At 60.1% G+C, this 19024-nt stretch carries 18 protein-coding genes and 1 other RNA gene; 15 read left to right on the top strand and 4 right to left on the bottom strand.

The annotated features are described in order from the left end of the window. Positions 1 to 4: 4 nt before the first annotated feature. Positions 5 to 418, top strand: a complete 414-nt coding sequence (locus ACQKEK_RS05355) for a ClpXP protease specificity-enhancing factor (protein ID WP_128120023.1) — start codon at positions 5 to 7, stop codon at positions 416 to 418. 88 nt (positions 419 to 506) lie between these two features. On the opposite strand, the gene ACQKEK_RS05350 is transcribed toward ACQKEK_RS05355, so the two are convergent. The 4 genes from ACQKEK_RS05350 to ACQKEK_RS05335 form a co-directional block, all read right to left on the bottom strand. Continuing rightward, positions 507 to 1085 (bottom strand): BON domain-containing protein, encoded by a 579-nt coding sequence (locus ACQKEK_RS05350; protein WP_499141435.1) that lies wholly within the window; start codon positions 1083 to 1085, stop codon positions 507 to 509. After that, positions 1082 to 1675 (bottom strand): phosphoheptose isomerase, encoded by a 594-nt coding sequence (locus ACQKEK_RS05345; protein ID WP_128120021.1) that lies wholly within the window; start codon positions 1673 to 1675, stop codon positions 1082 to 1084. The genes ACQKEK_RS05350 and ACQKEK_RS05345 overlap by 4 nt, the downstream gene beginning before the upstream one ends. A gap of 109 nt (positions 1676 to 1784) precedes the next feature. After that, positions 1785 to 2153 (bottom strand): YraN family protein, encoded by a 369-nt coding sequence (locus ACQKEK_RS05340; protein ID WP_499141433.1) that lies wholly within the window; start codon positions 2151 to 2153, stop codon positions 1785 to 1787. Next, complete coding sequence (locus ACQKEK_RS05335; RefSeq protein WP_499141431.1) at positions 2150 to 3916, bottom strand: penicillin-binding protein activator; 1767 nt, start codon at positions 3914 to 3916, stop codon at positions 2150 to 2152. The genes ACQKEK_RS05340 and ACQKEK_RS05335 overlap by 4 nt, the downstream gene beginning before the upstream one ends. Positions 3917 to 4008: 92 nt before the next feature. Here ACQKEK_RS05335 and rsmI point away from each other — a divergent pair, with 92 nt between their 5' ends. The 14 genes from rsmI to ACQKEK_RS05265 all read left to right on the top strand — a co-directional run bounded on the left by rsmI (position 4009) and on the right by ACQKEK_RS05265 (position 19023). Beyond that, complete coding sequence (rsmI, locus tag ACQKEK_RS05330; protein ID WP_413818149.1) at positions 4009 to 4914, top strand: 16S rRNA (cytidine(1402)-2'-O)-methyltransferase; 906 nt, start codon at positions 4009 to 4011, stop codon at positions 4912 to 4914. 94 nt (positions 4915 to 5008) lie between these two features. Beyond that, positions 5009 to 5367, top strand: an RNA gene (gene rnpB, locus ACQKEK_RS05325) — RNase P RNA component class A. 292 nt (positions 5368 to 5659) lie between these two features. Beyond that, a complete protein-coding gene (gene mraZ / locus ACQKEK_RS05320; RefSeq protein WP_046164246.1) occupies positions 5660 to 6115 on the top strand; it encodes a division/cell wall cluster transcriptional repressor MraZ in 456 nt (151 codons plus the stop codon). Further along, positions 6112 to 7059: a 16S rRNA (cytosine(1402)-N(4))-methyltransferase RsmH gene (rsmH, locus tag ACQKEK_RS05315; protein WP_128120017.1), complete on the top strand. Its 948-nt coding sequence runs from the start codon at positions 6112 to 6114 to the stop codon at positions 7057 to 7059. Before mraZ ends, rsmH begins: the two co-directional genes overlap by 4 nt. A gap of 17 nt (positions 7060 to 7076) precedes the next feature. Next, a complete protein-coding gene (ftsL, locus tag ACQKEK_RS05310; RefSeq protein ID WP_499142206.1) occupies positions 7077 to 7346 on the top strand; it encodes a cell division protein FtsL in 270 nt (89 codons plus the stop codon). Continuing rightward, positions 7343 to 9073 (top strand): peptidoglycan D,D-transpeptidase FtsI family protein, encoded by a 1731-nt coding sequence (locus ACQKEK_RS05305; protein WP_499141428.1) that lies wholly within the window; start codon positions 7343 to 7345, stop codon positions 9071 to 9073. Before ftsL ends, ACQKEK_RS05305 begins: the two co-directional genes overlap by 4 nt. Then, positions 9073 to 10536: a UDP-N-acetylmuramoyl-L-alanyl-D-glutamate--2,6-diaminopimelate ligase gene (locus ACQKEK_RS05300; RefSeq protein ID WP_499141426.1), complete on the top strand. Its 1464-nt coding sequence runs from the start codon at positions 9073 to 9075 to the stop codon at positions 10534 to 10536. The genes ACQKEK_RS05305 and ACQKEK_RS05300 overlap by 1 nt, the downstream gene beginning before the upstream one ends. Then, positions 10529 to 11905, top strand: a complete 1377-nt coding sequence (locus ACQKEK_RS05295; RefSeq protein WP_499141425.1) for a UDP-N-acetylmuramoyl-tripeptide--D-alanyl-D-alanine ligase — start codon at positions 10529 to 10531, stop codon at positions 11903 to 11905. Before ACQKEK_RS05300 ends, ACQKEK_RS05295 begins: the two co-directional genes overlap by 8 nt. Beyond that, positions 11905 to 12987: a phospho-N-acetylmuramoyl-pentapeptide-transferase gene (gene mraY / locus ACQKEK_RS05290; protein WP_045424838.1), complete on the top strand. Its 1083-nt coding sequence runs from the start codon at positions 11905 to 11907 to the stop codon at positions 12985 to 12987. The genes ACQKEK_RS05295 and mraY overlap by 1 nt, the downstream gene beginning before the upstream one ends. Positions 12988 to 12993: 6 nt before the next feature. After that, complete coding sequence (gene murD / locus ACQKEK_RS05285; RefSeq protein WP_499141423.1) at positions 12994 to 14337, top strand: UDP-N-acetylmuramoyl-L-alanine--D-glutamate ligase; 1344 nt, start codon at positions 12994 to 12996, stop codon at positions 14335 to 14337. Then, positions 14337 to 15569 (top strand): putative lipid II flippase FtsW, encoded by a 1233-nt coding sequence (ftsW, locus tag ACQKEK_RS05280; protein WP_499141422.1) that lies wholly within the window; start codon positions 14337 to 14339, stop codon positions 15567 to 15569. Before murD ends, ftsW begins: the two co-directional genes overlap by 1 nt. Then, positions 15559 to 16629, top strand: coding sequence for an undecaprenyldiphospho-muramoylpentapeptide beta-N-acetylglucosaminyltransferase (murG, locus tag ACQKEK_RS05275; protein ID WP_499141421.1), 1071 nt, complete (start codon positions 15559 to 15561; stop codon positions 16627 to 16629). Before ftsW ends, murG begins: the two co-directional genes overlap by 11 nt. Continuing rightward, positions 16622 to 18082, top strand: a complete 1461-nt coding sequence (gene murC, locus ACQKEK_RS05270) for a UDP-N-acetylmuramate--L-alanine ligase (RefSeq protein WP_045424848.1) — start codon at positions 16622 to 16624, stop codon at positions 18080 to 18082. The genes murG and murC overlap by 8 nt, the downstream gene beginning before the upstream one ends. Continuing rightward, positions 18079 to 19023: a D-alanine--D-alanine ligase gene (locus ACQKEK_RS05265; RefSeq protein WP_499141420.1), complete on the top strand. Its 945-nt coding sequence runs from the start codon at positions 18079 to 18081 to the stop codon at positions 19021 to 19023. Before murC ends, ACQKEK_RS05265 begins: the two co-directional genes overlap by 4 nt. Position 19024: the final 1 nt, after the last annotated feature.

Below are 19024 nucleotides of genomic sequence, written 5' to 3'. Positions count from 1 at the left end.
GTATATGACATCGAGTCGACCTTATCTGGTACGGGCGTTGTACGAGTGGATCGTCGACAACGACTGCACTCCGCATCTGCTGGTCAATGCCGATCATGCAGGTGTTCAGGTGCCTGATGGCTTTGCCAGTGATGGCCAAATCGTCTTGAACGTGGCGCCCAGTGCGGTACGTCAATTGAAGATGGATAACCAGGCGATCAGCTTCGAAGGGCGCTTCGGTGGTATTCCGCATAGCTTGCACGTCCCGTCTGCAGCGGTCATGGCTATCTACGCTAGGGAAAATGGGCAGGGGATGGTGTTCGAGGTTGAGCCTACTCCGCCGGATGACGAGACTCCATCCGATGATGCTTCGGCCGGGACGAGCACGCCGTCACGTCCAGCCCCGGGTGGGCGTCCTAGCTTGAAAGTAGTTAAATAATTGAGGTCGATAGGCGATTGAGGCTGAAAGGCAAGTCGGTGGGATGCAAGGCTGCACCCACCTATTACGCTTTCCGCCTCTAAGCCTTTTAATCGATATATTCGAACAGCTTGACGATGCGCTGCACGCCGGAAACGCCTTGCACCACGCTCGTTGCACGATTGCCTTCGTGCCGCGTGACGAGGCCAAGCAGGTAAACAATGCCGTTCTCGGTAATGACTTTTATGCGGGAGCCAGGAACGCTCGCGTCTGCCAGCATCTGTGCTTTGATTTTGGTGGTCAGCCAGGAGTCGTTGCTGCGAGCCAGGGCGGATGAAGGTTTTAGTACCTGAATTTCGTTGTGTACACGTTTGACGCGCTGAACTGAGCTGGCGGCCTGTTCGGCTAGCTGTTTCAATTCTGCACGTGGTGTTTGACCCGCCAGCAGAACCACGCCGTTGTAGCTGGCAACGATGATATGGGATGCCTGATCGAGGTCCGGGTGGGCCTTTGCAATATTCACGGCTGCTTTCGTTTCGATTAGCGAGTCGTCAATGGTACTGCCGATCGTGCGGGTTCCCCGATTATCGTCAATTGGGTCGTCGCGTGTGGCGGTAAGCACGGAACTACAGCCAGTGACGGTGAGGCACAGCGCGAGCGTAAGCGCATGCAGGTGGACTGAAGTCATTCTTCGCTCCCAAAGAGTTGGTTGTCGATCAGGTCGCATAGGCAATGAATGGTCAGCAGATGGACCTCTTGAATACGTGCGGTCACCTTGGCGGGCACTCGGATTTCAACGTCTTCCGGTAGCAGTAGCGAAGCCATTCCACCACCGTCGCGACCGGTGAGGGCGACCACTACCATTTCTCGGTCGTGCGCGGCCTGTATCGCCTGGATGACATTGGCGGAATTGCCGCTGGTGGAAATTGCCAGCAGCACATCACCCGGCTGACCCAATGCGCGGATCTGCTTGGAAAACACTTCGTTGTAACTGTAGTCGTTGGCGATGGATGTCAGTGTCGAGCTGTCCGTCGTCAGCGCGATTGCCGGCAGGCTAGGGCGCTCCCGCTCGAAACGGTTGAGCAGCTCTGAGGAGAAATGCTGAGCATCGCCGGCGGAGCCGCCGTTTCCGCAGGTCAGGATTTTGCCTTCGCTGAGCAAGGCATTGACCATCACTTGCCCGGCCTGCTCGATGCTGGGTGCGAGCACTTCCATCGCGCTTTGTTTGGTTTCGATGCTGGCGAGGAAGAGCTGACGTATACGGGATTGCATGTCCATCGGAAATAAACCTTCAGGTGACGGGCTGGGCTGCTTTAGCCGTGCCGCAAGGATCTATTGGTGCAGATGTGATGTTTGCGAGATGCTGCGAAACTCGCATGGCGCGTTTTCAGCTATCGAAGGCATTTCGAATCCAGCAGGGCTTCGCTCCGCTCTCGGTCGAGTCTATGGCAACGACATCGAAGCGACAGGGTTGTTTTGCCCAGCGACTCTCCTTTAGTAGGAACAGCTGGGCCGCCTTGATCAGCTTCTGCTGTTTGCGCAGGTCTACGCTCTCGAGTGCGCCGCCCCATGCGGCATGGCGCCTGTACCGAACCTCGACGAATACTACTGTATCGCCATCGAGCATGACCAGATCAAGCTCGCCACTGCGACAGCTCCAGTTGCGGCAGAGCAGGCGTAGCCCGTGCGCCTGGAGGTGCTGCAATGAAAAATCTTCTGCGCGCTTTCCGCTGAGCTGTTTGCTGGTCGCTATCAATCTGGAATATCCGGGAGCGGCTGGACTTCCCCGTCCCGGAACTCGGCCCACGGCAAGCGCCGTTCGATCCGCTGCTGCGGAGTTAGGCTGAGCGTCCCCGAAAGGCCATCAATCTGTGTGTCAGGTAACGCAAGAAGCTGATTCAGGCGCGGCGCCAACTGGTAGGCATCGGCACCCATGGCATACAGCCTGCCTAGGCTGCCCCGGGCTTGCGGCCACTTGCGCTCGATCTCCTGGCGCAGGGGCAATTGCGGATCGAGCAGCCAGGGGGTTTCGGTGAAGCGAATGCCTTCGAGATCCAGGTATTGCGTGCGGTTATCTGTGGCGGCATGTAGGTGCGAAGTCGCGTAGACGGGGAGGTCGCCGGCGTACTGGAAAATCAGGGTGGGTTTGACTTGTTGCGCCTGTTGCGGCGTGGCGGCAAGAAACAGGAAATCAATATCTTGGCGACGCGATGGCTGCGACTCGTCGCTGCCTCCGTTACTGCGTATCTGCAGCATATCGGCAATCTGGTTTGCCAGCTCGATGGGTTCGGCCAGGGGTTCAGCGGCAACCACTGTGCCACCTAGCGTCTGCCATTCCTGGCGGAAAGCTTCAAACACCCGATTGCCCCAGTCGCCGCGAGGCGTCAGAGCCACTGCGCGGCGGTGCCCATCGGTCCAGGCGCGGCGCGCGACTTCACGAGCTTCGTCTTCTGCCGCCAGCCCGAACTGGAACAGTTGCGGCGGCACCTGTTGGTTCGCATCGCTGTAGTTCAGGGCCAGGGTGGTAATGGGTAGCTGTTCGCGATCGGCCAGTTGGCGGACCATATCCTTTTCCAATGGGCCGATCACCAACTCAACACCCGAGGCAGACGCTTGCCGGTAAAAGTCGTCTAGAGAAGACAGGCGGGTGCTGTCGAACAGTTCGATTTTCAGGTCCTGTTGCCCTGCAAGATGGGCTGCTAGGAATCCGTCGCGCAAGGCGCGTGCAACGCTGGCCAGCGGCCCTTCCATAGGCAGCAGAAGCGCTACGTGCGATAAGGGTTTGTCTGCCAGCTGCTTGAGCTTTAGCAGCGGGTCAGGCAGGCGCCGTGCGGCTGGGTGATTTGGGTTTTGCTGCTGCCAGGCCTCGATGGCGCGTTTTTGCTGGACGAGCGTGCCGGCCTGTTTGACGGCGGTAGCCAGCGATATCCATCCTGCGAGGTCGGTGTCGGCGGTCTGTTGCAGTTGCTCCGGCGCGAGATTCGAGACCAGAGACCAGATCGTCTCGTGATTGTGCTCAGCCGCTTCACCGCTAAGTAGGGGCGCGATGAAGGTGCGCTCGCGCGCTGCATCGAGCGGCTGGTTGTTTGCTTCGAACGCCTCGGCGCGAGCCAGTTGGGTGCGAAGTTGTTGCTCTACAGGGAGTTCTGCGAGACGTTCAAAGGCTGGATGCTGTAACGCCTGGAGCGCGCTTTCGGGCTTCCCAGCGGCCAGGGCCAGCTCGGCTTCCAGCGTTTTGGCGAACATCTGCTGCGCTGGCATCAACTGATCAATGGCGACTTGTTCCAGTATCTGTCGCGCTTGGGTCAGGTTGTCGTGCTGGATGCTCTGGTCGGCTGCTGACAGCCGCAGCAACGCAGCCTTGCCTGGATCGCTGGCATCGGCATCTTTCAGCAGTTGTTGCGTCGATGCCTGTGGGGTGCGAGGCAGTTCACCGAGGGTGGAGGATGGCGAGCTGGCGCAGGCCGACAGCAAGGCAGCAATGCATAAGAAGATTAGCGGGCGAAAGCGGGCCGTCATGTGTTCATTCCTGAAAAGGCGCTGGCGGGTGTCGGTGGATTGTACCCAAGCGTTGGTGGGGTCGCGATGTCGCGGCCCGTAAACGGGCTACAATGCGCGTTTTAGTGACTGAGGTAAGCCTTGTGACTGCGACAGATGATGTGAATTCCGCGGCGGGAACGCTCTATGTCGTCGCCACACCTATCGGCAATCTCGAAGATATAAGCGCGCGGGCTTTGCGCGTGTTATCCGAGGTCGCACTGATTGCGGCGGAAGATACCCGGCATTCATCTCGCCTGCTGCAGCACTTTGGCATCACCACACCCTTGGCTGCATGTCATGAGCATAACGAGCGAGGCGAGGGAGGGCGTTTCATCCGGCGACTGTTGGCTGGCGAAGATGTGGCCTTGATCTCCGATGCTGGCACACCCTTGATATCCGACCCGGGTTACCACCTCGTCAGGTATTCCCGCGCCGCGGGTATCCGGGTCGTTCCGCTGCCCGGTGCGTGTGCGCTTATTGCTGCGCTCTGCGCTGCCGGGCTGCCGTCCGATCGCTTTATCTTTGAGGGGTTTCTGCCTGCTAAGCAGGCTGCACGCCTTGCTCGCCTGGAGCATCTTCGGGCTGAGCCGCGTACGTTGATCTTCTACGAGGCGCCGCATCGTATTCTTGCTGCGCTTGGCGACCTCGAATCAGTGTTCGGGTCCGATCGACCTGCGGTGTTGGGGCGGGAGTTGACCAAGACGTTCGAGACGCTGAAAGACCTTCCTTTGGGTGCATTGCGCGCTTGGGTAGAGTCCGATGCCAATCAGCAGCGCGGCGAGTGCGTGCTTGTAGTGGGGGGCTGGCAAGCGCCGAATGAAGACGAGGCGGTCGATGTAGATGCGCGCCGGATTTTGGATCTGCTCTTGGCTGAGCTACCGGTCAAGCGAGCCGCGGCGCTTGCTTCGGAAATTACTGGAGTCAGAAAGAACCTGCTTTATCAGCTGGCCTTGCAAGAAAAGGGTGCCAGTCAGTAAGTGCACCGGGTGGCCAGTTCGAGAGCTTCTGATGCTAAGGCGGCCAACTATCAAGCTTGCGGGTGTCGGCGTAGACAAGTACCCTGGCCGCCGGAGAGTCGATCGGGCAGTCGCTGTCTCTTTTTGTTCCGCAAGAAGGGAGGGAGGAAAGTCCGGGCTCCATAGGGCGAAGTGCCAGGTAACGCCTGGGAGGCGTGAGCCTACGGAAAGTGCCACAGAAAATAACCGCCTAAGCGTTTCGGCGCCGGTAAGGGTGAAAAGGTGCGGTAAGAGCGCACCGCGCGGCTGGCAACAGTCCGTGGCTAGGTAAACCCCACTTGGAGCAAGACCAAATAGGGATCCATTGGCGTGGCCCGCGCTGGATCCGGGTAGGTTGCTAGAGGCAGTCAGTGATGGCTGTCGTAGAGGAATGACTGTCCTCGACAGAACCCGGCTTACAGATCGACTCTCCGACTTTTCTTGAAATATCCCGCCTGTCTTAGTCCAAAAAATTCTTGCTCTTCACAAAGTACTTTAACTTCGAAGTGCAGGTTTCTGCGTTTGCTGCATATCTCTATCAGCTATCCCTTCCGGTTTACCGTTTATCTCCGTTTCGGTTGCTAAATTCCCGTCACATAAGGGTTTTTCCCGTCAGGCGTACCTTGACGGTGGGGCTGCTGCATTTCTATAGTGCGCACAAGTGGTAGAAAGTGGAACGAAGTGGGTATTTATGGGCATGGAAAGCTAAATCAGGGGAAGCGCAACCGTGTTTCGCGGAGCAAACGCCATCAGTCTCGATGCCAAAGGCCGGCTAGCCATGCCCAGCCGGTATCGTGACGAGCTCGTTTCGCGTTGCGAGGGGCAGTTGATCATCACCATTGATGCCGTCGACCGTTGTCTCGGAATTTACCCATTGCCGGAGTGGGAGCAGATCGAAGCCAAGTTGCGCGAGCTGCCCTCTCTTAGAGAAGAAAGTCGCCGGCTGCAGCGCTTGCTCATCGGTAATGCGGTCGATCTTGAGATGGATGGTAATGGTCGCGTCCTGGTGCCACCGCGTTTGCGCGAATACGCCGGTCTGGACAAGCGGGCCATGCTGGTCGGTCAGCTGAACAAGTTCAGCTTGTGGAACGAGGACGACTGGAACGCGCAAGCAGATGCGGACCTGGCGGCCATCAAACAACCCGGTGCTTTGCCGGAAGAATTGCGTGATCTAATCCTGTGAGCCAGACCAGCAGCTATAACCATGTGACCGTTTTGCTCGACGAGGCCGTCGCGGCACTCGCCGTGCGCCCGGATGGCCGCTATCTGGACGGGACCTTTGGGCGCGGCGGGCATAGCCGTCTGCTGTTGCGGCAGCTTGGGCCTGATGGCTGTTTGCTAGGATTCGATAAAGACCCGCTAGCAATCGCTACGGGGCAAGCACTGGCGGCCGAGGATGGCCGCTTTGTCGTTGTGCAGAGAAGTTTTGCCGAGCTTGGCGCAGAGCTCGCGCAGCGCGGCTGGACTGGCACATTGAGCGGTGTGTTGCTAGATCTTGGCGTGTCTTCGCCGCAGCTGGACGACCCCGAGCGCGGTTTCAGCTTTCTGCATGATGGCCCATTGGACATGCGCATGGACCCGAGTCGGGGGGTCAGCGCCGCTCAGTGGATCGCAACGGCCAACGAAGACGATATCGCCCGAGTGTTCAGGGAGTACGGTGAGGAGCGCTTTGCCAAGCGCATGGCCCGCGCCGTGGTACAGCGTCGGGCTGTGCAGCCTTTCGAGCGTACGGCGGATCTCGCCCAAGTGTTGACGGTGGCCAATCCCGCTTGGGAGAAAGGCAAGAACCCAGCGACACGCGCCTTTCAGGGACTGCGCATTTTTATCAATAACGAGCTTGGCGACCTGGAAGCTGGGCTTGAAGCCGCTCTTGAAGCGCTGGACGTCGGCGGCCGGCTGGTCGTTATCAGCTTTCACTCGCTGGAAGACCGCATCGTCAAACAGTTCATGCGCCGGCATGCGAAAGGCGAGGCCGATACCTTGCCGCGCGACCTCCCGATCATCCCTGAAAAATTCGTGCCGCGCCTGAAGCTGCTGGGCAAACCGCAATACGCGTCCGCCGAAGAGGTCAAGGCGAACCCCCGTTCGCGCAGTGCAGTGATGCGTGTGGCGGAGAAGTTGCGGTGAATCAGCTGCGCCGCGCCATGCCCCACGGCAGCCTGCTGATGCTGGTGTTGTTTATTGCCGTGCTGATGTCGGCGATTGCTGTCGCCTATAGCGCGCACTGGAACCGCCAGTTGCTCAACGAGCTGTACGGCGAACTCAGTGTGCGTGACAAGGCGCAGGCTGAATGGGGCCGCCTGATACTTGAGCAGAGCACTTGGACTGCTCACAGCCGCATCGAGACCTTGGCTTCCGAGCAGTTGAAGATGCACATTCCTGAAGCGGACGCTGTCAGGTTGGTGGCGCCATGAAACTCCAGGGCGCGCTCTATCCATGGCGTTTTCGCATCGTGCTCGCTCTGCTGACATTGATGGTAGGGGCCATTGCATGGCGGATTGTCGACTTGCAAGTGCTGGATCAGGGGTTTCTAAAAGGGCAGGGAGATGCGCGCAGCGTGCGGCATATTCCAATCCCAGCACACCGTGGCCTCATGACTGATCGTCATGGAGAGCCCCTGGCGGTGAGTACTCCGGTCACCACGCTTTGGGCGAACCCGCGCGAAATGCAAAGTGCACAGGCCCGCTGGCCCGAACTGGCTGAGGCGCTGGGGCAGGACCCTGCTGGGCTGCATCAGCGCCTCAAGGATCAGGCCGAGCGAGAATTCATGTACTTGGTGCGCGGCCTGACACCTGAGCAGGGGCAGCGAGTTCTGGATATGGAGATACCGGGCGTTTACGCGCAAGAAGAGTTTCGCCGTTTCTACCCCGCTGGCGAAGTGGCCGCTCATGTGGTTGGTTTTACTGATATCGACGACCACGGTCGTGAAGGCATGGAACTGGCCTATAACGAGTGGTTGGCCGGTGTTCCAGGCAAGCGACAGGTGCTCAAGGACCGTCGTGGCCGTTTGATCAAAGATGTTCAGGTCGTAAAGAATGCCAAGGCCGGCAAGGCGCTTGCGCTGTCCCTTGATCTGCGCCTGCAGTATCTGGCGCATCGCGAGCTGCGTAACGCTTTGCTGGAGTTCGGCGCAAAAGCCGGCAGCTTGGTCGTGCTCGACGTGAAAACGGGCGAAGTGTTGGCCATGGTCAATCAGCCGACCTATAACCCGAACAATCGCCGGAATCTGCAGCCAGCGGCGATGCGTAACCGAGCAATGACGGACCTGTTTGAACCGGGTTCGACGATGAAACCCATCTCCATGAGCGCGGCCCTTGAAACGGGCCGGTGGAAGCCCAGCGACCTGGTTGAGGTTTGGCCAGGTTCGCTGCGCATCGGTCGCTACACGATCCGCGACGTGTCCAGAACCGAAGGCCGTGAGCTTAGCCTGACGGGCATCCTCATTAATTCTTCCAACGTCGGTATGAGCAAGGTTGCTTTTGATATCGGCGGCGCTGCGATTCATGAGGTCATGCGCAAGATCGGTTTTGGACAAGACACCGGTTTGGGCTTCCCTGGCGAGCGAGTCGGCAATCTTCCAACACATCGTGAATGGCGCCAGGCCGAAACTGCCACGCTTTCATATGGTTATGGCCTGTCGGTAACCGCTGTGCAATTGGCTCACGCCTATGGCGCGCTAGCCAACGATGGCCGCTTGGTGCCGATGTCATTGACCAGGGTCGATCACAAGCCGGAAGGCGTAGAGGTGGTGTCGCCGGAGGTCGCGAAAACGCTCCAAGGCATGCTGCAGGAGGTCATCGAGGCCCCGCGTGGCGTGTTCCGCGCCCAAGTGCCGGGTTATCACGTAGCTGGCAAGAGCGGTACCGCGCGCAAAGCTTCGACCGACAGTCGGGGTTATCAGGAAAATGCCTACCGTTCGATGTTTGCGGGTTTCGGGCCCATGAGTGATCCGCGTATTGCCATCGCAGTGGTCATCGATGAGCCCAGCAAGAGCGGCTATTACGGGGGACTGGTTTCGGCCCCGGTGTTCAGTCGTGTGATGTCCGGCGCGCTGCGCCTGATGAATGTTGCTCCTGACAACTTACCGCCCGAAGACGTCAAAACCGCCGACGCTGACAAGAGCAAGGGAGGGCGTATCTGATGCCGATGCCGCTGAATCAGTTACTGCCTCAAGCTGCCAGCGATACCCTCATTCGAGAGCTGACGCTGGACAGCCGCAAGGTCCGTCCGGGCGATTTGTTTCTGGCTGTGCCCGGATACCAGCAAGACGGCCGCGTGCACATTGCAGATGCGATTGCCCACGGCGCAGCTGCTATCGCTTACGAAGCCGAAGGTGCTGCGAAAATGACTGCGGCAAGCGCCGAGTTGGTGCCGGTTCGCAACCTGGCGGGGCAGCTATCGGCAATCGCAGGGCGATTCTATGGCGAGCCAAGCCGCAGCCTGCACCTGGTCGGCGTTACCGGGACCAATGGCAAGACCAGCGTGACCTACCTGATTGCCCAAGCTCTGGACCGCTTGGGTGAGCGTTGCGGGATCATCGGCACCCTCGGTACCGGCTTTCACGGAGAGTTGGTCCTCGGTCAGCACACCACGCCTGATGCGATCGGCGTACAGGCCAACCTGGCGAGCCTGAGGAAACAGGGCGCGCGCGCCGTTGCGATGGAGGTGTCCTCGCATGGCCTGGCGCAGGGACGTGTTGCCGCCCTGGCGTTCGATGTGGCTGTGTTTACCAATCTTTCACGAGATCATCTTGATTATCACGGCTCCATGGAGGCCTACGGTGAGGTCAAGGCGCGGTTGTTCACCATGCCCGGGCTCAGCTGTCGGGTGATTAATCTGGACGACACCCTGGGCCGTTCGCTCGCGGCACAGCACGCTGATTCACGACTGATCACGTACAGTCTTGAAGATGCGTCGGCTTATCTGTACTGCCCCGAAGCGCGGCTAGACGATAGCGGAATCCACGCACGCTTGGTGACGCCCCAGGGTGAACGTTCGCTGCGTAGCCCTCTGCTCGGTCGGTTTAACGTCAGCAATGTGCTCGCTGCAGTAGGCGCTTTGCTGGGAATGGATTATTCGCTAGACGAAATTCTCGTGGCGCTGCGGGAAGTAGACGGCCCTGCCGGTCGAATGCAGCGGCTAGGTGGCGGTGATCGCCCGTTGGTCGTGGTCGATTATGCCCATACGCCCGATGCGCTGGAAAAGGTGCTTGGCGCCCTACGCCCGCATACCCGCGGTAAGTTGTTGTGTCTGTTCGGCTGCGGTGGCGACCGCGACCGTGGCAAGCGCACGCTGATGGCTCAGGTAGCCGAGCGTTTGGCAGACCACGTCACGGTCACCGATGACAACCCGCGTAATGAAGATCCGTTACAGATCCTCGATGAGATTCGTGCAGGTTTCAGCGCACCCGAACAAGCCCTATTTGTGCCGGGGCGCGCCTCAGCCATTGCCCACTGTATTGAAAGCAGCGGTATTGACGACGTGGTGCTGCTGGCCGGCAAGGGGCATGAGGACTACCAGGAAATAAAAGGCGAGCGCCTGCCATTCTCCGATCTCGAACAGGCCTCGACGGCCCTGGCTGCCTGGAGGGGCTCTCATGCTTGAAGCCAAGCGTCTTAGTGCTCTGGTCGAGCCGTTGTCAGCCAAGTTGATCAATGCCGATGCAGCGTTTAGCTCTGTCAGCACCGACAGCCGCGCGATCGAGCCTGGACAGCTTTTCATTGCGCTCACCGGGCCTCGCTTCGACGGCCATACCTACCTTGCAGAAGTTGCGGCCAAGGGCGCCGTCGCCGCGCTGGTTGAGCGCCATGTACCAGAGGTTTCGTTGCCTCAGCTTGTTGTTGCCGATAGCCGTATCGCTCTAGGCCAGCTGGGCGCATTGAACCGCAACGCGTTCAACGGCCCGGTCGCGGCCATTACCGGCTCCAGTGGCAAGACCAGCGTCAAGGAACTGCTTGCCAGCATCCTACGCGCTGCCTATGGCGACGATGCGGTTCTCGCCACCCGCGGCAATCTAAATAACGATCTGGGCGCACCGCTCACGCTCCTGGAATTGGGCGCACAGCACAAGGCTGCGGTGATTGAGCTAGGCGCTTCACGTGTCGGCGAAATTGCCTATACCGTCAGCCTGACTCGGCCAGATGTCAGCTTGATTACCAACGCGGGCACGGCTCATGTTGGCGAGTTTGGTGGTCCGGAGAAAATCGTCGAGGCCAAGGGCGAGATTCTCGATGGCCTCGGCCCAAATGGCGTTGCCGTGCTCAATCGAGACGACCGCGCCTTTTCAGTTTGGGAACGCCGAATAGCAGGCAAGCACGTCGTGAGCTTTGCGTTAACGAGTCCGCTGGCCGACATCCACCCCGCTTCGATTGCCTACGACCTTCGCGGCTGCCCCAATTTCGTACTGACTGGACCGGCTGGGTCGGTGCGCGTCCAGCTGAATTTGCTCGGACGCCACAGCGTAGCCAATGCCTTGGCCGCAGCCGCGGCCGCCAGTGCGATGGGCGTTTCGCAGGAACACATCGTCGCCGGGCTCGAGAGTCTGCAGCCAGTGAAAGGGCGAGGCGTGGCGCAGATGCTGACTAATGGCGTTCGCCTCATAGACGACACCTACAACGCCAATCCGGCATCCGTCTGCGCAGCTATTGACGTGCTGGCGGGGTTTACCGGACGCACAGTACTGGTACTGGGTGACATGGGTGAGCTGGGCTCGTGGGCCGAGCAGGGCCACCGAGAAGTCGGCTGTTATGCCGTAGGCAAAGTGGACACCTTATTTGCGGTCGGGCCGCTAATGAAGTACGCCGTCGATGCCTTCGGCCATGGCGCACGCCATTTCTCCGATCAGCAGAGCCTGATCGAGTCTTTGCGACTGGAGCAAGGCAATGCGACCACCATTTTGATCAAGGGATCACGGAGCGCTGCGATGGACAAAGTCGTCGCAGCGCTTTCCGCTTCCGGCATGGAGAAACATTAATGCTGCTGCTACTCGCTGAGTACCTGCAACAGTTCCACACGGGCTTCGCGGTCTTTCAATACCTATCCCTGCGTGGAATTCTTGGCGTACTGACCGCGCTGGTCCTGTCGCTGTGGTTGGGACCCTGGCTGATCCGTACGCTTCAGCTGCGCCAAATCGGCCAGGCGGTACGCACTGATGGGCCACAAACGCATCTGTCGAAATCCGGCACGCCAACCATGGGCGGGGCACTGATCCTCAGCGCGATCGCCATTAGCACATTGCTCTGGGCCGATCTGTCTAATCGCTATGTTTGGGTAGTGCTGGCTGTGACCTTGTTGTTTGGCGCGATAGGTTGGGTTGACGACTACCGCAAGGTGATCGAGAAGAATTCTCGCGGTCTCCCGAGTCGCTGGAAATACTTCTGGCAGTCGGTTTTCGGTGTCGGCGCTGCGATCTTCCTTTATATGACCGCACAGACCCCGGTCGAAACCACCTTGATACTGCCGCTGCTGAAAAACATCGAGATCCCGCTGGGGATCGGCTTCATCGTGCTGACCTATTTCGTCATCGTCGGCTCAAGCAATGCGGTAAACCTCACCGATGGGCTGGACGGCCTGGCGATCATGCCGACGGTGATGGTTGGTGGTGGTCTGGGCATCTTCTGCTACCTGTCGGGCAACGTGAATTTCGCCGATTACCTACTGATTCCATACATCCCGGGAGCCGGTGAGCTGATTGTGTTCTGTGGTGCGCTGATCGGCGCCGGGCTCGGCTTTCTCTGGTTCAACACCTATCCAGCGCAGGTGTTCATGGGCGATGTGGGCGCCCTCGCGCTTGGCGCGGCCTTGGGCACCATTGCCGTGATCGTCCGGCAGGAGGTGGTGCTGTTCATCATGGGCGGGGTCTTCGTGATGGAAACCCTGTCGGTGATGATCCAGGTCGCCTCGTTCAAGCTGACCGGTAAGCGCGTGTTCCGCATGGCGCCGATTCATCACCATTTCGAGCTCAAGGGCTGGCCAGAGCCCCGAGTGATCGTGCGCTTCTGGATCATCACGGTGATCCTGGTGCTGGTCGGTCTCGCCACGCTGAAATTGAGGTAATAAAGAGTGCTCATCGCTTCCGATCAGTTCCGCATCGTTGTAGGCCTCGGCAAGAGCGGCATGTCCTTGGTTCGCCATCTGGCCAGCCGTGGTGTGCCGTTTGCCGTCGCTGATACGCGTGCGAACCCACCGGAGCTTGCCACTCTGCAAGCGCAGTATCCCAATGTCGAGGTTCGTTGTGGCGAGCTCGATCCGCAGTTCCTCAGCCGCGCCAGCGAGCTGTTGGTCAGTCCGGGCCTGCCGATCAGCACGCCGGCGTTGCAGGCCGCCGCGGCCAACGGGGTGAAGCTGTCCGGTGACATCGAACTGTTCGCGCGCGAAGCCAAGGCGCCAATCGTGGCTATCACCGGATCGAACGCGAAAAGCACGGTGACCAGCCTGGTTGGCGAAATGGCTATTGCGGCCGGTCGCAAGGTGGCTGTGGGAGGGAACCTGGGTACGCCAGCTCTGGATCTGCTCAATGACGATGTCGAGCTCTACGTGTTGGAACTGTCGAGCTTCCAGTTGGAAACCACCGACCAGCTAAATGCCGAGGTCGCAACCTGCCTGAATATCAGCGAAGACCACATGGATCGCTATGACGGGCTGCCGGCCTACCACCAGGCCAAGCATCGTATATTCCGTGGTGCACGTCAGGTTGTGATCAACCGTGATGATCGCCTCAGTCGGCCGTTGATTGCAGATGATCTACCCACCTGGTCCTTCGGACTCGGCAAGCCTGATTTCAAGGGCTTCGGGTTGTTCGAAGAAAATGGCGAAAAGTATCTCGCCTTCCAGTTCGATGCCCTGATGCCGGCCAACCAATTGAAGATGCGTGGGGCTCATAACCAGTCCAATGCGCTGGCGGCCTTGGCTCTCGGCCACGCTGTCGGCCTCCCGTTCGAGCCGATGCTCACGACCCTGCGAAACTTCGGCGGGCTGGCCCATCGCTGCCAATGGGTCGGAAAACGCAAAGGCGTTACTTACTACGACGACTCGAAGGCGACTAACGTCGGAGCTGCTCTGGCCGCAATCGATGGGCTGGGTAGCGACATCACGGGTGAGTTGGTGCTCATCGCCGGTGGCGATGGCAAGGGTGCCGATTTTTCGGCCTTGCACAGTCCGGTCTCGCATCAATGCCGTGCGGTCGTTTTGCTGGGGCGCGATGCGCAGCTGCTCGCGGCTGCGCTTGAAGGGGCTGCACCCATCCACCGCGTCCAGACACTCCATGACGCTGTAGAGCTGGCCGCCAAGCTGGCCCAGCCCGGCGATGCGGTCCTACTGTCGCCAGCCTGTGCCAGCCTCGACATGTTCGAGAATTTCGAAGATCGCGGACGTCAGTTCGCCGCCGCGGTGGGGGCGCTCAGCTGATGCTCGCATTCATGCGTAGTGCGCCTTCGCCCCTGTTCAGCCGTCGCGGACTGGACCTCGACTTCCCTATGCTCGCAGGCTGCCTGGCTTTGTTGGGCCTTGGCTTGGTCATGATCACTTCCGCGTCCTCCGAAGTCGCGGCGGTGAATGCCGGCAATCCCATGTATTACATGATCCGCCATCTGGTGTACGTCCTGCTCGGACTTGGCGCCGCAGCCCTGGTTCTGTTGGTGCCCCTCTCAGCTTGGCAGCGGTTGGACTGGATGCTGCTGATCGGTGCATTTGTGCTGTTGATTCTGGTGTTGATTCCAGGCATCGGTCGCGAGGTGAACGGTTCCATGCGCTGGATCGGTTTCGGCGCATTCAACGTACAGCCGTCGGAATTGGCCAAGCTGTTCGTCGTGGTTTACCTGGCCGGTTATCTGGTGCGCCGCCAACAAGAGGTGCGCGAAAGCCTATGGGGCTTTCTCAAGCCGTTTCTGGTTTTGCTTCCCATGGCCATGCTGCTTCTGCTTGAGCCGGATTTTGGTGCAACCGTGGTGATGATGGGCGCGGCGGTTGCCATGCTGTTCCTCGGGGGCGTCGGCCTGGTTCGATTCAGCCTGCTGGTTATGCTCGCAGTCGGCGCGGTGTTCGTTCTGGTACAGACGCAGGAGTACCGACTGCAGCGGTTGATTACCTTCACCGACCCCTGGGCCGATCAGTACGGTGCGGGCTACCAGCTGACGCAGGCCTTGATCGCATTTGGGCGTGGTGAATGGCTGGGTGTTGGTCTTGGCAACAGCGTGCAGAAGCAGTTCTATCTGCCTGAGGCGCATACCGATTTCGTCTTTTCCGTGCTTGCCGAAGAGCTGGGCATGGTGGGCGCGCTGCTGACCATCCTGCTGTTCGCTTTCGTTGGTGTTCGCGCCTTGTACATCGGGCTTGCGGCCGAGCGGGCGCGGCAGTTCTTCGCTGCTTATATCGCCTGGGGCGTTGCGTTCCTCTGGCTCGGTCAGTTCCTGATCAACGTTGGCGTGAATATCGGGCTGTTGCCGACCAAAGGTCTGACCTTGCCGTTCCTGAGTTATGGCGGCAGCTCGCTGGTGGTGACCTGCGCCAGCATGGCCTTGCTGCTGCGCATTGAGTGGGAAAGCCGCACGGTGCTGGGCAGCGAAGATGCCGAGTTCAGCGAAGAGGATTTTGCCGAGGCGCCTGCACCCCAGAGCAAGGGGGCCGCGTATGGGCGGTAATGTTTTGATCATGGCGGGCGGAACCGGGGGGCATGTATTCCCGGCGTTGGCCTGCGCTCACGAGTTCCAGAGCCGTGGCTATAGCGTGCACTGGCTTGGCACGCCGCGAGGCATCGAAAACGAAGTGGTTCCTGCTGCTGGACTGCCGCTACACCTGATTCAGGTAAGCGGATTGCGTGGCAAGGGACTGGGATCTCTGCTCAAGGCGCCGTTCCAACTGCTGCGCTCGCTTGGTCAGGCGCGGCGCGTGATCCGTGAACTCCGACCGGTTTGTGTGCTTGGGCTTGGTGGCTACGTGACCGGCCCGGGTGGGTTGGCCGCTAGGTTGGCAGGGGTCCCCTTGGTGATCCACGAGCAGAACGCTGTCGCCGGAACTGCCAATCGCAGTCTGGTGCCGTTTGCGCAGCGCGTCTGCGAGGCGTTTCCGAATACATTCAGCGCAAGCTCGAAGCGCCGCACTACTGGTAATCCCGTGCGCAATGAGCTGTTTCTCGAGACGCCGAGACAGACGTTGCTTGGCCGCCGCCCACGGCTGCTGGTCCTAGGCGGCAGCCTGGGTGCTGAACCGCTGAACAAGCTTTTGCCGGAGGCGCTCGCCCAGTTGCCTAGCAAGCTGCGTCCTGAGGTCTTCCATCAGGCGGGCAAGCAGCACGCTGAGATTACTCAGGAGCGCTATGTCGCGGCAGGCGTCGACGCTGAGGTCGCCCCGTTCATAAAAGATATGGCGCGGGCTTATGCCTGGGCCGACCTGGTGATCTGCCGCTCCGGCGCGCTGACGGTGTGCGAGCTGGCAGCTGCCGGGCTGCCTTCGTTTCTGGTGCCACTGCCCCACGCGATCGACGACCACCAGACCCGTAACGCCGAATATCTGGCGAAGGAAGGCGCCGCCGTTCTTCTTCCCCAAGCAAAAACCGATGCTGCCGCACTGGCCGCGCAGTTGACCGAGGTAATGATGCAGCCGGAAAAACTCAAGGCCATGGGAGCCACGGCACGTCGCCTGGCTCGGCCGGACGCCACCCGAACCGTCGTCGATATCTGTCTGGAGGTGGCGCATGGCTAAGTCCCCAGCTGCGGTCAAAGCCGAAGTACGGCGCATGCGCCGCATCCGCCGGATTCACTTCGTCGGAGTGGGTGGCGTTGGCATGTGCGGCATCGCCGAAGTGCTGCTGAACCTCGGTTACGACGTTTCCGGTTCGGATCTCAAAACCTCGGCGAGCACCGAGCGCCTGCAGAATTTCGGCGCGCACATTTTCATCGGCCACCAGGCTGGGAACGTCGCTGGGGCTGATGTACTGGTGGTTTCCAGCGCGGTCAACGCTTCCAATCCGGAAGTGGCCTTTGCGCTCGAGCAGCGAATACCAGTCGTGCCGCGTGCCGAGATGCTCGCCGAGCTGATGCGCTATCGCCATGGCATTGCCGTAGCAGGTACCCATGGCAAGACCACTACAACCAGCTTGCTGGCTTCTGTGTTTGCTGCGGGTGGGCTGGATCCAACCTTTGTGATCGGCGGCCGCCTGACCGCGGCTGGCACCAATGCCCAGCTGGGTTCCAGCCGGTATCTGATTGCCGAGGCCGACGAAAGCGACGCCAGTTTCCTGCATTTGCAGCCGATGGTCGCTGTCGTCACCAACATCGATGCCGACCACATGAGCACCTATGGCGGTGACTTCGGCAAGCTAAAGAAGACGTTCGTCGAATTCTTGCACAACCTTCCGTTCTACGGGCTGGCGGTGCTGTGTGTCGACGACCCGGTAGTGCGCGAAATCATTCCACAGGTGGGACGCCCTATCACTACGTACGGCATGCATGAAGATGCTGATGTCAGGGCGATAAATGTTCGTCAGGAAGGGATGCGCACCTATTTCACGGTGCTGCGGGACGGCTTCGACGCGCTCGATGTGTCGGTCAACATGCCCGGCAACCATAATGTGCTCAACGCCCTGGCAACTATCGCGATTGCCACTGACGAGGGCATCGACGACGAGGCGATCGTCCAGGGCTTGTCTCAGTTTGGTGGTGTCGGCCGGCGTTTCCAGGTTTATGGTGAGTTACCAGTCGAAGACGGCAGTGTGATGCTCGTCGACGATTACGGCCATCACCCGCGTGAAGTGGCCGCCGTGATCCAGGCCGTCCGGGGCGGATGGCCCGAGCGTCGCTTGGTCATGGTCTATCAGCCGCACCGCTTCAGCCGGACGCGTGATCTCTACGACGACTTCGTGCAGGTGCTAAACGACGCGAACGTGTTGCTCGTGATGGAGGTGTATCCAGCCGGCGAGGAACCTATTCCTGGCGCCGACAGCCGCCATCTTTGCCACAGCATCCGCCAGCGCGGCCAACTCGACCCGATCTACATCGAGCGCGGTGTCGACTTGGCTCCGTTGGTCAAACCACTGCTGCGTCCGGGCGACATTTTGCTTTGTCAGGGCGCCGGCGACATAGGCGGGTTGGCCCCGCAACTCATCAACAGTCCCCTGTTTGCTGGCGCTGCAAGCGCCACGAGGAAGAGCGAATGACGGCCCTGCAATCGACCCGTGACCCCCGAACGTTCGGCCGGGTCGCCGTGCTCTACGGTGGCAAGAGTGCCGAGCGCGAGGTGTCGCTGAAGTCTGGAGCGGCAGTGCTCGCTGCTCTGCAATCGGCCGGTGTCGACGCGTTCGGCATCGACGTTGACGATAATTTGTTGGTTCGGCTGAGCAGCGAACGCATTGATCGCGCCTTTATCGTGCTGCATGGGCGTGGCGGTGAAGACGGCAGCATGCAAGGCTTGCTCGAGTGCGCCGGAATTCCTTATACCGGGAGCGGCATCCTTGCATCGGCCCTGGCCATGGACAAGCTGCGCACTAAGCAGGTGTGGCAGAGCCTAGGTCTGCCGACCCCGCGGCATGCCGTGCTGGCCAGCGAGGCCGATTGTCGGGCCGCGGCCGAGAGTCTGGGTTTTCCGCTGATCGTCAAACCGGCGCATGAGGGCTCGAGCATCGGCATGGCGAAGGTCGGCGGTGTCGCTGAACTTATCGCTGCCTGGCGCGGCGCGAGTGCATACGACTCGCAGGTGCTGGTCGAGCAATGGATCCAGGGGCCGGAGTTCACTATCGCCACTCTGCGCGGCACGGTGCTCCCACCGATTGGTCTGGGTACGCCGCACACCTTCTACGACTACGACGCGAAGTATGTCGCCAATGACACCCAGTACCGGATCCCTTGCGGCCTGGATGCGGCCAAAGAACAGGAGCTGAAGGACTTGTCCGCTCGCGCCTGCGAAGCAGTGGGTATCCAGGGCTGGGCGCGTGTCGATGTGATGCAGGATGACACGGGGGCTTTCTGGCTACTGGAAGTCAATACCGTACCGGGCATGACCGATCACAGCCTGGTGCCGATGGCTGCGCGGGCCGCAGGGTTGGATTTCCAGCAGCTGGTACTTGCAATTCTGGACGCCAGCCTGGCGACGGAGAACTGAT

It is taken from the genome of Pseudomonas sp. NPDC077408, from assembly GCF_050269105.1.
In the GTDB taxonomy this organism is placed as follows: domain Bacteria; phylum Pseudomonadota; class Gammaproteobacteria; order Pseudomonadales; family Pseudomonadaceae; genus Stutzerimonas.
Note: the sequence above shows the minus strand (reverse complement) of the source record. Positions and strands in the feature narration are given on the sequence as shown.

Excerpts from the sequence above, each read along its gene's own strand:
- ACQKEK_RS05355 (WP_128120023.1), top strand. The coding sequence starts at position 5 with ATGACATCGAGTCGACCTTATCTGGTACGGGCGTTGTACGAGTGGATC.
- ACQKEK_RS05350 (WP_499141435.1), bottom strand. The coding sequence starts at position 1,085 with ATGACTTCAGTCCACCTGCATGCGCTTACGCTCGCGCTGTGCCTCACC.
- ACQKEK_RS05345 (WP_128120021.1), bottom strand. The coding sequence starts at position 1,675 with ATGGACATGCAATCCCGTATACGTCAGCTCTTCCTCGCCAGCATCGAA.
- ACQKEK_RS05335 (WP_499141431.1), bottom strand. The coding sequence starts at position 3,916 with ATGACGGCCCGCTTTCGCCCGCTAATCTTCTTATGCATTGCTGCCTTG.
- rsmI (WP_413818149.1), top strand. The coding sequence starts at position 4,009 with ATGCGCGTTTTAGTGACTGAGGTAAGCCTTGTGACTGCGACAGATGAT.
- ftsL (WP_499142206.1), top strand. The coding sequence starts at position 7,077 with ATGCCCCACGGCAGCCTGCTGATGCTGGTGTTGTTTATTGCCGTGCTG.
- ACQKEK_RS05305 (WP_499141428.1), top strand. The coding sequence starts at position 7,343 with ATGAAACTCCAGGGCGCGCTCTATCCATGGCGTTTTCGCATCGTGCTC.
- ACQKEK_RS05300 (WP_499141426.1), top strand. The coding sequence starts at position 9,073 with ATGCCGATGCCGCTGAATCAGTTACTGCCTCAAGCTGCCAGCGATACC.
- ACQKEK_RS05295 (WP_499141425.1), top strand. The coding sequence starts at position 10,529 with ATGCTTGAAGCCAAGCGTCTTAGTGCTCTGGTCGAGCCGTTGTCAGCC.
- mraY (WP_045424838.1), top strand. The coding sequence starts at position 11,905 with ATGCTGCTGCTACTCGCTGAGTACCTGCAACAGTTCCACACGGGCTTC.
- ftsW (WP_499141422.1), top strand. The coding sequence starts at position 14,337 with ATGCTCGCATTCATGCGTAGTGCGCCTTCGCCCCTGTTCAGCCGTCGC.
- murG (WP_499141421.1), top strand. The coding sequence starts at position 15,559 with ATGGGCGGTAATGTTTTGATCATGGCGGGCGGAACCGGGGGGCATGTA.
- murC (WP_045424848.1), top strand. The coding sequence starts at position 16,622 with ATGGCTAAGTCCCCAGCTGCGGTCAAAGCCGAAGTACGGCGCATGCGC.
- ACQKEK_RS05265 (WP_499141420.1), top strand. The coding sequence starts at position 18,079 with ATGACGGCCCTGCAATCGACCCGTGACCCCCGAACGTTCGGCCGGGTC.